Annotated in this window: 16 protein-coding genes, 2 tRNA genes and 1 rRNA gene; 3 read left to right on the top strand and 16 right to left on the bottom strand. The window is 45.8% G+C overall.

Going from position 1 to position 13,469, the window contains the following annotated elements; translation table 11 throughout:
• Nucleotides 1-6: 6 nt before the first annotated feature.
• The 4 genes from MHH76_RS03410 to groES all read right to left on the bottom strand — a co-directional run bounded on the left by MHH76_RS03410 (nt 7) and on the right by groES (nt 3,667).
• Nucleotides 7-924, bottom strand: a complete 918-nt coding sequence (locus MHH76_RS03410; RefSeq protein ID WP_020450369.1) for a VanW family protein — start codon at nt 922-924, stop codon at nt 7-9.
• 142 nt (nt 925-1,066) lie between these two features.
• Nucleotides 1,067-1,276: a hypothetical protein gene (locus tag MHH76_RS03405; RefSeq protein WP_026578971.1), complete on the bottom strand. Its 210-nt coding sequence runs from the start codon at nt 1,274-1,276 to the stop codon at nt 1,067-1,069.
• A 427-nt stretch (nt 1,277-1,703) separates the two neighbouring features.
• Nucleotides 1,704-3,338: a chaperonin GroEL gene (gene groL, locus MHH76_RS03400; RefSeq protein WP_020450334.1), complete on the bottom strand. Its 1,635-nt coding sequence runs from the start codon at nt 3,336-3,338 to the stop codon at nt 1,704-1,706.
• Between the two features lie 44 nt (nt 3,339-3,382).
• On the bottom strand, nt 3,383-3,667 hold the full coding sequence (groES, locus tag MHH76_RS03395) for a co-chaperone GroES (RefSeq protein ID WP_003179248.1): 285 nt from the start codon (nt 3,665-3,667) through the stop codon (nt 3,383-3,385).
• A 225-nt stretch (nt 3,668-3,892) separates the two neighbouring features.
• On the opposite strand from groES, the gene MHH76_RS03390 reads away from it, so the two are divergent.
• Complete coding sequence (locus MHH76_RS03390) at nt 3,893-4,627, top strand: CPBP family intramembrane glutamic endopeptidase (protein WP_020450333.1); 735 nt, start codon at nt 3,893-3,895, stop codon at nt 4,625-4,627.
• Nucleotides 4,627-4,818, top strand: a complete 192-nt coding sequence (locus tag MHH76_RS03385) for a YdiK family protein (RefSeq protein ID WP_023855536.1) — start codon at nt 4,627-4,629, stop codon at nt 4,816-4,818. The genes MHH76_RS03390 and MHH76_RS03385 overlap by 1 nt, the downstream gene beginning before the upstream one ends.
• A gap of 44 nt (nt 4,819-4,862) precedes the next feature.
• On the opposite strand, the gene tatC is transcribed toward MHH76_RS03385, so the two are convergent.
• From tatC to moaC, 4 genes are read right to left on the bottom strand one after another with little or no spacing between them, the layout of a single operon-like run.
• Nucleotides 4,863-5,639, bottom strand: coding sequence for a twin-arginine translocase subunit TatC (gene tatC, locus MHH76_RS03380; RefSeq protein ID WP_020450331.1), 777 nt, complete (start codon nt 5,637-5,639; stop codon nt 4,863-4,865).
• 6 nt (nt 5,640-5,645) lie between these two features.
• Nucleotides 5,646-5,819 (bottom strand): twin-arginine translocase TatA/TatE family subunit, encoded by a 174-nt coding sequence (locus MHH76_RS03375; protein WP_020450330.1) that lies wholly within the window; start codon nt 5,817-5,819, stop codon nt 5,646-5,648.
• Between the two features lie 38 nt (nt 5,820-5,857).
• Nucleotides 5,858-6,502 carry a redox-sensing transcriptional repressor Rex gene (locus MHH76_RS03370; RefSeq protein ID WP_020450329.1) on the bottom strand — a complete coding sequence of 215 codons (645 nt, stop codon included), beginning with the start codon at nt 6,500-6,502 and terminating at the stop codon, nt 5,858-5,860.
• 3 nt (nt 6,503-6,505) lie between these two features.
• The gene (gene moaC, locus MHH76_RS03365; RefSeq protein ID WP_020450328.1) at nt 6,506-7,012 is read right to left on the bottom strand and encodes a cyclic pyranopterin monophosphate synthase MoaC; all 507 of its coding nucleotides are present in this window, start codon (nt 7,010-7,012) and stop codon (nt 6,506-6,508) included.
• 146 nt (nt 7,013-7,158) lie between these two features.
• Here moaC and MHH76_RS03360 point away from each other — a divergent pair, with 146 nt between their 5' ends.
• Nucleotides 7,159-9,084: an ABC-F family ATP-binding cassette domain-containing protein gene (locus MHH76_RS03360; protein WP_020450327.1), complete on the top strand. Its 1,926-nt coding sequence runs from the start codon at nt 7,159-7,161 to the stop codon at nt 9,082-9,084.
• Between the two features lie 239 nt (nt 9,085-9,323).
• On the opposite strand, the gene tsaD is transcribed toward MHH76_RS03360, so the two are convergent.
• From tsaD to rrf, 8 genes are all read right to left on the bottom strand, one after another.
• A complete protein-coding gene (tsaD, locus tag MHH76_RS03355) occupies nt 9,324-10,349 on the bottom strand; it encodes a tRNA (adenosine(37)-N6)-threonylcarbamoyltransferase complex transferase subunit TsaD (protein WP_026578976.1) in 1,026 nt (341 codons plus the stop codon).
• Complete coding sequence (gene rimI / locus MHH76_RS03350; protein ID WP_023855532.1) at nt 10,339-10,797, bottom strand: ribosomal protein S18-alanine N-acetyltransferase; 459 nt, start codon at nt 10,795-10,797, stop codon at nt 10,339-10,341. The genes tsaD and rimI overlap by 11 nt, the downstream gene beginning before the upstream one ends.
• A 12-nt stretch (nt 10,798-10,809) precedes the next feature.
• Complete coding sequence (tsaB, locus tag MHH76_RS03345) at nt 10,810-11,499, bottom strand: tRNA (adenosine(37)-N6)-threonylcarbamoyltransferase complex dimerization subunit type 1 TsaB (RefSeq protein ID WP_020450324.1); 690 nt, start codon at nt 11,497-11,499, stop codon at nt 10,810-10,812.
• On the bottom strand, nt 11,480-11,956 hold the full coding sequence (tsaE, locus tag MHH76_RS03340) for a tRNA (adenosine(37)-N6)-threonylcarbamoyltransferase complex ATPase subunit type 1 TsaE (RefSeq protein ID WP_043054090.1): 477 nt from the start codon (nt 11,954-11,956) through the stop codon (nt 11,480-11,482). The genes tsaB and tsaE overlap by 20 nt, the downstream gene beginning before the upstream one ends.
• 17 nt (nt 11,957-11,973) lie before the next feature.
• On the bottom strand, nt 11,974-12,948 hold the full coding sequence (gene thiL / locus MHH76_RS03335) for a thiamine-phosphate kinase (protein ID WP_023855530.1): 975 nt from the start codon (nt 12,946-12,948) through the stop codon (nt 11,974-11,976).
• 196 nt (nt 12,949-13,144) lie between these two features.
• Nucleotides 13,145-13,221, bottom strand: a tRNA-Asp gene (locus MHH76_RS03330).
• Nucleotides 13,222-13,257: 36 nt separating this feature from the next.
• Nucleotides 13,258-13,334 (bottom strand) — tRNA-Met (locus MHH76_RS03325).
• A gap of 12 nt (nt 13,335-13,346) precedes the next feature.
• Nucleotides 13,347-13,462: ribosomal RNA gene (gene rrf, locus MHH76_RS03320) — 5S ribosomal RNA — on the bottom strand.
• Between the last annotated feature and the right edge of the window lie 7 nt (nt 13,463-13,469).

Genomic DNA, 13,469 nt, shown 5'->3' with positions numbered 1-13,469 from the left:
TCGCCTTCAGTGATCCCCGCCCTGATGCTCTTCTTTTGGGATTTCAGAAGGAGCCTTCGGAACTTTCCGCAGCTGATGATTGACCACATCAGAGGAATAAAGTGTAACAATCATCGTTCCTCCATGCCGTTTCGCCCTGATCAAGACCGGCTGGTTATATTTATTTTGAAAGCGCAAATCAGGCCCGCCCCAGCTGACCGTCGCGTCGCGCCCCGGCGGAACATAAGGGACACGCCGGCTGTGGGAATAACGCTGGACGATTTCCAGTCCTGCCCGGTCAACCGCATTAAACAATGTTGACGAAACCTGGCAAATGCCTCCGCCAACCCCTTCAGACAATTCGCCTCTCACGATCACCGGAGCCTTCATATACCCCTTGTCCGGCGTCCTCATACCGACAACTTTGTTAAATGAAAACGTCTCATTAGGAAACACAACATGATTGTCGATCGCTTTTGCCGCGAGTGAAATGTTGTGCGTCCTGCTTTTATTCCCGGAATTAAAATACGTCACATACTGACCGATCCGCTGTGTCCGGATATGGGAAAGCAGTTCGCTGTCCACTTTCGGGTAAATGTTCAATTCAGGCACTTCTATCGTGGACGGACCATCCCCATAAAAATACGCATAAAACTGCTCTCTAACCCCCTTCCTGGAAAGGCTGTAGCCAACCTTGCCGGGAACGATCCTTCCCTGATCATTGATCACGGCGTTGACGGGATCCTTGTGTACTTTCCGCTCAAGCCTGTCAACGAACTCGGCGTATTTTTTATCATCAATCAACGGTGTCCCGGGAAGCGGCATTGTAAAATCTTCGCGGTTCACAACGGCCACTTTCTTCCCTTGCTGGGTGATCGTTAAGCTGTCAGAATGCCCCGCAGGCTGCGCTAATAATAAAAGTCCAGTCATCCAAATTTTCAGCATAAGTCGATGTACCTCCCGCTATTAGTATGAACAGGAGATGATATTTGATGTACTGGACGTATGATGCTTTAATGATCATCTATATTATGGATGAGAAAGGTTACACTAATGGAGGGAAGTTAAAAATAGTATAAAGCATGCATTAAGCCTGTTTATTTTCATTGGTTCCTTTGCTTTTTTGCCTGAATAACATTACGGTGGTTGCGATCAGAACTGTCAAAAAAATGATACCTGAGTACAGGAACCCAATCAGCTCTACGCCATTAAATTTATACGTAAAATAACTGCCGATAAAAAAGATTGTCCCCAGCAGGGAAAATGAATTCAATCGATTTACAATTTTTTTGACCATTTTTTTAAAACCTCCCGAAAGGAACAATAACTTCTTAGGCACTGGCCGACTGCTCATTCTTTATAAAATATATGCCCTTCTCTTTGAGAAAGGCATGTCGCTACTTGTTCTGTTGATTTTCTTTTAAAGTGAGATTTAAATATAGAAGGGCCAATAAAGTAAAAGCAACGTTCACCAACCAGGACTTCCAGCTGGACGCAGGGTCAAAAATTGTACCGAGCAGATGTATAATAGATGAAAATGATAAAAGCAAAAACATTAGTTTGTTGTGCGACATCAATTGTTTAGCCTTTCTGTTAAAAATCCAGGTTCCAATTATACCACAATGGATTAAAGTAGTAATTATATGTCATCGCAAGTTAAAATAAAAAGAGGCTCTCAAAAGAGCCTCTTTTCCTTGATATATCAGCGTTTTGGACGCTGGGCTTTACATCATGCCGCCCATACCGCCCATGCCGCCCATGTCAGGCATTCCTGCGCCGCCTTTGTTTTCTTCAGGCTTGTCGGCAACAACTGCTTCAGTTGTCAGGAACATAGCCGCTACAGATGCTGCGTTTTGCAGAGCTGAGCGTGTTACTTTTGTAGGGTCAACGATACCTTTGTCGATCATGTTCACCCATTCGCCTGTTGCAGCGTTGTAGCCTACACCAATAGCTTCGCCTTTCAGGCGCTCAACGATGACAGATCCTTCAAGACCCGCATTGTGCGCGATTTGACGGATTGGTTCTTCAAGAGCGCGAAGAACGATGTTGATACCAGTCAGTTCGTCGCCTTCAGCTTCAAGGGCAGCTACTTTATTGTAAACATTGACAAGAGCTGTACCACCGCCGGATACGATTCCTTCTTCTACCGCAGCGCGAGTAGAGTTCAGGGCGTCTTCGATGCGAAGCTTGCGTTCTTTCAATTCTGTTTCAGTCGCAGCGCCGACTTTGATGACAGCTACGCCGCCTGCAAGCTTAGCTAAGCGCTCTTGTAATTTTTCTTTATCGAACTCAGAAGTTGTTTCTTCAACTTGAGCGCGGATTTGGTTGACGCGTGCCGCGATTTGCTCTGTATCTCCCGCACCTTCAACGATTGTTGTGTTTTCTTTTGTCACAACAACTTTAGAAGCGCGTCCCAATTGGTTGATTTGAGTTGATTTAAGGTCAAGACCTAAATCTTCTGTGATCACTTCGGCACCTGTCAGGATCGAGATGTCTTCGAGCATCGCTTTGCGGCGGTCTCCGAATCCAGGCGCTTTAACAGCCACTGCGTTGAATGTTCCGCGAAGCTTGTTGACAACCAATGTTGCAAGAGCTTCACCTTCAACGTCTTCAGCAATCAGAAGCAACGGTTTGCCTTGCTGAACAACTTGCTCAAGCACCGGCAGGATTTCTTGAATGTTTGTGATTTTTTTGTCTGTTACTAAGATGTACGGGTTCTCAAGAACCGCTTCCATCTTATCGGAATCTGTCACCATGTAAGGAGACGCATATCCGCGGTCAAACTGCATACCTTCAACCACTTCAAGCTCTGTTGTGAATCCTTTTGATTCTTCGATCGTGATGACACCGTCGTTGCCGACGCGCTCCATCGCTTCAGCGATCAGGCTTCCGACTTCTTCGTCAGCAGCGGAGATTGAAGCAACTTGTGCGATTGATTCTTTGCCTTCGATTGGTTTGGAGATTTCTTTCAGGCTTTCAACCGCTACAGCCACAGCCTGCTCAATACCTTTGCGCACGCCTACAGGGTTAGCGCCGGCAGTTACGTTTTTAAGACCTTCGCGAATCATCGCTTGAGCTAGAACTGTCGCTGTTGTTGTACCGTCACCGGCAACATCGTTTGTTTTGCTCGCAACTTCAGCAACAAGCTTTGCGCCCATGTTTTCGAACGCGTCTTCAAGCTCGATTTCTTTCGCGATGGTAACACCGTCGTTTGTGATTAATGGAGAACCGAATTTTTTCTCAAGAACGACGTTGCGTCCTTTAGGTCCCAAAGTTACCTTTACAGCATCCGCCAATGCATCTACACCGCGCAGCATTGAACGGCGGGCTTCTTCGCTAAACTTAATATCTTTTGCCATGTTATTCGAACCTCCTATATAATTGTCTCGTTTTTATTTATGACTTAGCCGATAACAGCTAAAATGTCGCTTTCACGCAAGATTAAGTAGTCAGTACCTTCATATTTCACTTCGGTACCTGCATATTTTGAGAAGATGATGCGGTCGCCTGTTTTAACTTCTAATGCAACGCGCTCTCCGCTCTCTAACACACGGCCTGAACCGGCTGCAACCACTTTACCCTCTTGTGGTTTTTCTTTTGCGGAGTCAGGAAGTACGATTCCGCTGGCAGTTTTTTCTTCAGACTCAACGAGCTCAATGACAACGCGATCACCTAATGGCTTTAACAATGAAACAACCTCCTCAATATTTTCATATGTAATTTTAGCACTCGCACTCGGTGAGTGCTAACACAATTCTTATAATAAAGAATCTCCCAGGCAATTTCAAGTGATAAGGTCAAATTTTTTTGCGCTTACATTTCTCCGCATGTCCTTATCATCCTATAATTTAAAAAGAGTGTGTTACAATAAACATAGTCTGAATTAGATTTTTAGAAAAGGAGTACATAAAGCTTGAGAAAACAATACTGGTTTATTATATTGGCATACGTTCTCATGCAATTGTCGGCCGCTGTCGGCTTGCCTCTTCTTTACTTTTTGGGAGTGGGCAAAGGACAGCCAAAGGCTGAAGCCCAGCTTACATTGACAGGCGTCTGGTCTGTCATCGCGTTTACCCTCTGTCTCGTTATCGTGCTGCTGATTTTGCGGACGGTGCCGAAGACGACGCTTCGCAACCGCCCGAAAGCATCGGTTGGAGCGTCAATCGGATGGGCGGTAGCCGGCGTTTTTCTCGCTTTGTTTTCGCAGTCAATTGCCGCTTCGATCGAAATGTACTTGTTCGGGGTCAACCCGGAATCGGAAAATACGCAGCGGATCATGGAAATCATCACCGCATTGCCGCTGATGGTGTTTGTCTCTTCTGTATTCGGACCGATTCTTGAAGAAATCATTTTCAGAAAGATCATTTTCGGTGCAATCTATGAGAAAACGAATTTTTTCATTGCCGCTTTGTTCAGTTCGGTGCTCTTCTCGGTCGTCCATTTGGATTTCAGCCATCTGCTCATTTATACAGCAATGGGATTCACATTCTCCTTTTTATATGTCAGAACCAACCGGATTATCGTGCCTATTTTCGCCCATGTCGCCATGAATACGCTCGTCGTCTTACTGCAGACATTCCGGGAGCCTATTGAAGAATATTTGAAACACGTCGAGAAAATGCAAATGATTATTGGAGGATTTCTATGATGAGAAGCCCTAAATTCTGGGGAGCGATTTATTTATTAACGGGTGTGCTGTTTACATATCTGGCGGCAACCTCGCCCGGAAGCATGTGGTCTTTTTACACGATCCTGCTGATGCTTTTCGCAGCCTATAATATCAGCATTTCCTTTAAAATGTTCGCCCTGGCCGGCAAGATGAAGCGAAAAGATCAATAGCCTTTTTTGTGAAGGAAAAGAGCCATTCTGAAAAAGAATGGCTCTTATTTTGTATGGTCGTTCAAAAACGCTTGATTTTCCTCTTGAATCATTGTTTTTTGCGCCTGCCTGTAGGATATTCTTGAAATCACGATACTGATTTCATAAAGAATGAGCAATGGCACTGAGACCATTAAATGCGACAAAAGCTCAGGCGGTGTAATGAGGGCCGCGATGACGAACAACACAAAATATGCGTATTTTCTGATTTTCGCCAAAAACATCGGCGTCACGAGGCCGAGCCTTGTGATAAACATGATGACCACAGGCATCTGAAACAATAAGCCAAAAGGAAGCGTCAACTGAAGCAGAAACTGAAAATATTCGTGTATTCCGATGACCTGGTTGACATTCAGATCATCTGAGACTCTCGTCATAAAGTCCACGACAAACGGAAATAAAATAAAGTAAGAAAAGGCAATGCCGCCTAAAAAAAGAATAATCGATATCGGAATATAGCTGAGCGTCACTTTTCGTTCCTTTTCATACAGCCCCGGGCTGATGAAAGCCCACAGCTGGTATAAAACAAGCGGCGAAGTCAAGACGGCGCCGATGATGAAAGCGAACTGCACGTACACAAATAAAGGATCGGTCAGCTTGAACGCGTTGAGCGTCAGCAGCTTCGCTTCATCCGTCTGCTGCAGATAGATAATCAGCGGCTTTGCCAATAAAAAGCCTGCCGCAACAAATAAAACAAAAAAGAAAAAAGTGATCACAAGCCGTCTGCGTAGTTCTGTGATATGTTCTATCAGCGACATTTCTCTTTCCTTCATAAATGTCATCCTATCCTACTGATCTTCTTTCTTTTTATCGGAATCGTCGTCAGCCAAACCTTTTGTCGCATTCTTAAACTCCCTCAGCGTGTTTCCCGCTGCTCTTCCCAGCTCGGGAAGTTTTTTCGGGCCGAATATCAAAAGCGCCACCACGACAATTAAAATAAAGCTTCCAGGACCGATTGGCATAAAGCCTGCCCCCTTTCCTTTATTTTTCGTTTTCCGTTTTACTTTTCCTGCATTGAATAATGTTTCATGAAATACACCAGCGACTGAAGTTCAACCGCCAAATCTATATGATGAATGCGAATGTGTTCCGGCACATTCAAGCGGGCCGGCGTGAAATTAAGAATGCCTTTAATGCCAAGCTCCACCAGCCTGTCTGTAATCGACTGTGCGGCTTGAGCCGGTACCGTCAAAATGGCGACGGGGATATCATCCGTCATATGCTCTTCAAGTCTATTCAGATCATAGACGGGAACACCGCCGACCTCGGTTCCGATTTTTTCCTCATTGATGTCAAACGCCATGGCGATTTTTGTATTATTATTTTTGATAAAATTGTAATGGAGAAAGGCTGTCCCCAAATTCCCCACGCCAATGAGCGTTACGTTCGTCATTTCATCCTGATCAAGCGTCTTTCTGAAAAAGGACAGCAAATAATTGACATTGTAGCCGTATCCTTTTTTTCCGAGCGCGCCGAAGTACGAGAAGTCCCTACGGATGGTCGCAGAATCGACTTTGACGGCATCGCTCAGCTCAGCGGAAGATACACGCTGTTTTCCGGATGCATGAAGGTTTTTTAAAAAACGATAATATAATGGCAACCGTTTCGCTGTCGCTTGCGGAATTTTTGAATGATCCATGTTCATAAACTAATCCTCCATGTCTACATCAGCTTTTTCCCTTTTATAGTCACCGTTTTTCCCGCCTGTCTTTTCGAGAAGAAAGGTCGGTCCTATCACCATTCCCTTATCCGCCGCTTTGCACATGTCATATACGGTCAGCGCACATACGGAGGCCGAAGTTAACGCTTCCATTTCCACACCTGTGCTCCCTTTGGTCTTCACTTTAGATTGAATATGCAGGATGCTCTTCTGTTCTTTCTCCTCCCAGCGAAAGGCGATGTCGACTCCTTTCAGAGCGATCGGATGGCACATCGGGATGATGGCGGATGTCTGTTTTGCGGCCATGATTCCGGCCACTTGCGCCACCGACAATACATCGCCTTTTCCGATTTCCCGGTTTTTGATTTTTTCATGTACTATTCGATTCATAGACACGCTTGAAACAGCCGCAGCTGTACGTACTGAAGCTTCCTTTTCGCTTATATCAACCATCTTGGCTCTGCCTTGTTCATTAAAATGTGTAAACTCATTCATGTTCTGAACTCTCCTTATAACGATCATACACTATTTTTTTCATTCTGTCTTTTTCTTTGGCTAAAATCTTCCAGACTTCACTTAATTGTTTGCTGACTGCGCAGTGATAGGCTACACTTAAAATAGCAGACAAGAGGTGAAAGATCATGATGATTTTACAAGTGAACCAACTTTCAAAATCGTTTGGAGCCGATACGATTTTAACGAATATAAAACTCGAAGTCAGATCTCGGGACCGGATTGCGATCGTCGGACGCAACGGCGCCGGAAAATCGACTCTTCTAAAGATTATCGCAGGAAAACTTTCATATGAAAAGGGGGACATCATCAAGCCGAAAGATTTGACGATGGGCTACCTTGACCAGCATTCCGGCCTCGATTCCAAGCTGACGCTCAAAGAGGAATTGCTGTCGGTATTTGATTTTCTAAAAAAAATGGAAAAAGAAATGCGCACGATCGAGGAAAAGATGGCGCAGGCCGGACCGGACATGCTTGAATCATTGATGAAGACGTATGACAGGCTTCAGCAGGAGTTCAAGGACAAAGGCGGCTACCAATATGAGGCAGAGGTCAGATCCGTCATGCACGGGCTCGGCTTTGCGGGATTTGACGACTCCGTCCGCGTCCAGGACTTAAGCGGAGGTCAAAAAACAAGGCTTGCCCTCGGAAAAATGCTTTTGACAAAACCCGACCTCCTCATTTTGGACGAACCGACAAACCACTTGGATATCGATACCCTGACATGGCTTGAACAATATTTGCAAAATTACAGCGGAGCGATTTTAATCGTTTCCCATGACAGGTACTTTCTTGACAAAGTGGTTACCCAAGTTTACGAGATCAGCCGGTCCCAAAGCAAAAAATATACCGGGAACTACAGCTCTTATCTCCAATTAAAAGCCGAACAGCTGGAAAAGGAAACAAAGCTTTATGAAAAGCAGCAGGACGAAATCGCCAAGCTGCAGGAGTTCGTCGACCGGAATCTGGCCAGAGCTTCGACGACGAAACGGGCGCAGAGCAGACGAAAGCAGCTTGAACGGATGGAGATCATGGATAAACCGCTCGGAGATGAAAAGTCGGCGTCTTTCCGCTTTGAAATTACAAGGCAAAGCGGAAACGATGTACTGCGGGTGGAAGACTTGACAGTAAGCTATCAGGAGCAGCCCCCGCTGCTCCGTTCATTGAACTTTCGCATTACCCGCGGGGAAAGCGTTGCACTGGTCGGACCGAACGGAATCGGCAAGTCAACCCTTTTAAAAGCATTGATTCAAAAGCTGCAGCCGGTATCGGGAACAATCGCGACAGGCTCCCATGTCTCAATCGGCTACTATGACCAGGAACAGGCTGAATTGACGTCGTCAAAACGCGTGCTTGACGAGCTTTGGGACGATTATCCGGAAATGAATGAAAAGGATATCCGGACCTGCCTCGGCAACTTCCTGTTTTCGGGAGAAGACGTATTAAAACCTGTACACGCGTTAAGCGGCGGCGAAAAAGCAAGGCTTGCCCTCGCCAAGCTGATGCTCCAAAAAGCGAACTTCCTTATTCTTGATGAGCCGACAAACCATCTCGACCTGGACAGCAAGGAAGTCTTGGAGAACGCTTTGATCGATTACCCGGGAACGATATTATTTGTGTCCCATGACCGCTATTTTATCAACCGGATCGCGACAAAAGTACTGGAGCTTTCCCGCGACAAAGCAGAAGAATATTTAGGCGACTACGATTATTACACAGAAAAAAAAGCGCAGCAGCTTGAACTGAAAGAACTAGAAAAACAGACGGAAGAGCATCAGAAAAACGCTTCCGAAAAACCTGGCGCAAAAAAGAGCTATGAGGAAGAAAAAGAGCTGAAAAGAAAAGAACGCCAGCGGCAGCGAAGGATTGAAGAAATCGAAACAAGAATTACGGACATTGAAGAACAGATCGAAAAAAATGAGGAGCTCCTGTGTGACCCCGCCGTCTTCCAAGACCATGAGAAGGTCCAGGAAATCCACTCTGAAAATGAACGGCTGAATGAGGAGCTTGAACAACTGTTAACAGAATGGGAAACACTCTCTACAAATGAATAAAGGATGAACCGCTCCAAGCCGGAGCGGTTTTTTTGTCCACAATTAAAATCCTTTATTTAAAAGAAAGAAAGCGATTTACCCACAATATCCACAAAAAACATAATATTTATACACATTATTAACAGATAAAAAAGGTCTGTAAATTAAGGTTTTTAACATTATACACAAGACTGTGGATATATGTTAATAACCTGTTAATAACTATTCCCGGGCAAAAAAACCTCACAGAGCGTGAGGTTTTAATAAGACGTCAGATCTAAGCCAGGCTGACCGTTCATATCATATTTTCCTCTGATTCCTTTTTCAAAAGCAACCGTACCTGCGGCGGCAATCATCGCGGCATTGTCCGTACACAGCGAAAGCGGCGGGATCAAAAGCTCAATCTCCGGATGGCTGCTGAACGTTTTTTCAAGCGCCGCTCTCAACCCTTTGTTTGCAGCAACTCCTCCGGCAAGCAGCACCTGTTTGACGCCATAAGCTTTCGCAGCGCGTTCCGTTTTTGTGACGAGGACATCAATGACGCTTTCCTGAAAGCTGGCTGACAAATCTTCCGGAGCTATCGTTTCACCTTTTTGTGAAGCGTTGTGAAGCGTGTTGATGACTGCAGACTTCAATCCGCTGAAGCTGAAATGATAAGAGCCTTCTTCAAGCCATGCGCGCGGCAGCGGCACATTTGCCTCGCCTTTTTGCGCAAGTTTGTCAATGTGAGGTCCTCCCGGATAAGGAAGCCCCATCGTTCTCGCCACTTTGTCATAGGCTTCGCCTGCCGCATCGTCGAGCGTCTCTCCGATGACTTCAAATGAGCCGTGCTCTTTCATATACACGAGTTCGGTGTGGCCGCCTGAGACGACAAGGGCAATCGCCGGAAATTGAATGTCCTGAACAAGTCTGTTGGCATAGATGTGACCGGCAATGTGATGAATGCCTACGAGCGGTATGCCCCGGGCAAAACTGAGCGCTTTCGCGGCATTCACGCCGATCAATAAAGCGCCGACAAGCCCCGGTCCTTCCGTTACTGCGATGGCATCAATGTCATCAAATGTCATGTCCGCTTGTGCAAAGGCTTCCTCAAGCACGATCGTCATCTGTTCCACGTGATGCCTTGATGCGATCTCGGGAACAACGCCGCCAAACCGTTTATGACTTTCGATTTGCGACGCTACGACATTTGAAATGATATCCGTTCCGTTTTTGACAATCGCGGCGGCCGTCTCATCACAGCTTGTTTCGATTCCTAATACATACAGATCTTTTTTATGATTCATTTAGTCTCACCCACATTAATAATGCATCTTCCCCATTATCGGTATAATAATTTTTACGAATTCCTCCCGGCTCAAAGCCGAGCTTTTTGTATAAGCTTTGTGCAATATGATTCGATACCCTTACCTCTAAAGAAAGCTGAACCGCCTTTTTCATCCGGCAAAGCTTCATCGCGGCTTTCAAAAGAGCTTCTCCTAAACGGCGGCCCCGATATGCAGGTGAAACGGCAATGTTGGTGATCTGGGCATCATCCATGACGATCCAAATCCCGCAGTAGCCGACAACTTGCTCCTCAACTTCGAGAACGAGGTAATGAGCATACATATTGTGAAAAAGCTCATGATGAAAAGATTCTTTTTTCCACGGAGAAGAAAAAGAGCTTTTTTCAATTTCAAAAACCTGGTCCAAATCTTTTGGATTCATATCGCGTATGACCATTTGCGTGTTCATGGCTTCACCCGTTTACTTTTGTTTTTCAAGCCAGACGGCCTCGGCTTCGGCCAGACGAATATAGTTTGGAACAACGCTGTGCACAGGCTCGGCCTCTTTAAGTTCTCCGATTAAAGCCAATTCTGAAGGTCGTGGAAGCTGCAGGGCAGGGCCAGCAATGACCGCTTGTTCACCGAGAATCTGTTCGATCATCTCCTGATGAATCTCTGTGTCACTTCCTATGAAAAGGACTTGCTGATCCATGGCTTTCAGTTTTTTAAGCCAATCCTCAAGCAGAATGTTTTGGTCCTCTTCCAAGCCATGCAGTTTACCGTCCCTATACTGGTATAGTCCCGTATAAACCTGACCGCGTCTGGCATCAAACAACGGACAAATCAAGCCTTGGAAAAAACGGCCGTTTGCCGCCAGCACTTCAAGGCTTGAAACGGTTTTAATCGGAATATTTAATGACCATGCAAGCGTTTTGGCAATCGTAACACCGATCCGCACGCCTGTATATGAACCCGGACCTTTGGCAACTGCAATTTGGGTCAGGTCATTCGGCTCTAAACCGCACTCTTTAAGGAGTTCGTCGATCGCCGGCATAGCTCTGACTGAATGGTTTTTCTTTAAGTGGGATATATGCTCGGCTATCACTTTTCCGTCTTTAACTAATGCCACGCCGAGCGTTAAATTGGATGTATCAATCGCAAGTATCGTCATGTTTGCTGATCTCCTCGCAAAGATTTTCGTAGCGGCTGCCTTTAGGGGTAAAGGTCAGCTTTCGTTCATCATCGCCAAGCCGCTTAATGACCACCTCTAGGAGCTCTTTCGGAAGCTGCTCCTCAATCAAATGCGCCCATTCCACAAGGCAGACGCCGTCTCCCTCAAAATATTCATCTAATCCGAGATCTTCCGTTTCATCTTCCATTCTGTAAACATCCATATGAAACAGCGGAAGAGAGCCGTCCCGGTATTCTTTGATAATGGTAAAAGTCGGGCTGCTGACAACCCGCTTGATTCCGAGCCCTTCGGCAAATCCTTTTGTAAAAGTCGTTTTGCCTGCTCCAAGGTCGCCCTCCAATGTGATGACATCACCGGGCAGAACATACTTTGCTGCCAGTCTGGCAATGTTTTTTGTCTCTTCAGGCTCTGTCGTTTTCCACTCTAACGTTTTCACTTTACTTGTCACCTGTCTTATTTAAAATGGTTATATCCTTTTTTTTCGAGAAGAACGCGGTCCTGTCCATTATGATAAAACACGTCCGCCTGCCCTTGTTGTGTGACGCGGCCGATTTGATAAACCGGCACATGACGTTCAGAGCATTCCTGACTAAAACGTTCCCATTGATCATTAGAAATCGTACCGACGAGTTCAAAATCCTCGCCGCCGAAAAGGACCCACTCTTCCCATTTTGTGTTCAGTGTATGTAAATCCGAATGGACCGGAATCATCTCTTTATATATGTCAATGGAAACACGGCTCGCTTCGGCAATTTCATTTAATTCGCTGGCAAGCCCGTCGCTGATATCATTAAGTGCCACATGATGATAGCCTGAACAGAGCAAACCTGCCTCAACCCTCGGCAAAGGCCTCTTGTGCCGCTCTATAAAATATTGAGACTGCTTCTCGTCTTTCATCTCTGCTTGGCCCAATATAAAAGCCAGACCGGCAGCAGATGAGCCAAGTTCTCCCGTCACAAAAACGACATCCCCGGGTTCGGCATGGCTTCTTAAACAAGTTCTGCCCTTTTCAATCTCGCCGATTACTGTTACGGTCAAAACGAGCGGCCCGTTGGCAGATACGGTGTCACCGCCGATTAAGTCCATTTGATATAGTGTCGCCAGTTTATTCATTTCTTCATACATGGCTTCAATATCCACCGCGTGCCAGCCGGAAGGAACAGCAATGGACACAAGATAATACTTGGGGCTGCCTCCCATCGCGGCAATATCACTAATATTCACAGCCAATGCTTTATATCCGATATCGGCAGGCGATGAATGGGATGATAAAAAATGAATACCGTCGACCATCGTATCGACCGCAACAATCTCCTGATAACCGTTCTTTGTATGATAAACAGCGGCATCGTCCCCAATACCGATCTCTATTTCTCGGTGAAAAAGCGAACGGGGCGTAATCCTTTGAATCAATTCAAATTCGTCCATAAGATCATTTGCTCCTTTGCTGTTGCAACCAATCAAAACACTATCATTAGTTTATCGAATTCTCACCAATTATCCAAGAAATAAAGAAACTCGGCAAACATTGTGAAAAACGCCGATGAAGCCAAGTTTTCAGCATAGACCTGAAAGAAGACATAAAAAAAAACGAAAACCTCAAAGATTTCGTTTGTGTACAACATGGCGGTCCGGACGGGACTCGAACCCGCGACCTCCTGCGTGACAGGCAGGCATTCTAACCAACTGAACTACCGGACCACTTTTTATTTATTTTCTTTGTATGGAAATTAGATTTGGTTGCGGGGGCAGGATTTGAACCTGCGACCTTCGGGTTATGAGCCCGACGAGCTACCGAACTGCTCCACCCCGCGATAATATAAACAGCTTGGCGGCGTCCTACTCTCACAGGGGGAATCCCCCAACTACCATCGGCGCTGAAGAGCTTAACTTCCGTGTTCGGCATGGGAACGGGTGTGACCTCTTCGCTATCGCCACCAAACTATTTG

Origin of the sequence: Bacillus sp. FSL L8-0193, from assembly GCF_037976065.1 — a bacterium.
Lineage (GTDB): Bacteria > Bacillota > Bacilli > Bacillales > Bacillaceae > Bacillus > Bacillus paralicheniformis.
This window is presented reverse-complemented; position numbering and strand designations above follow the sequence as displayed.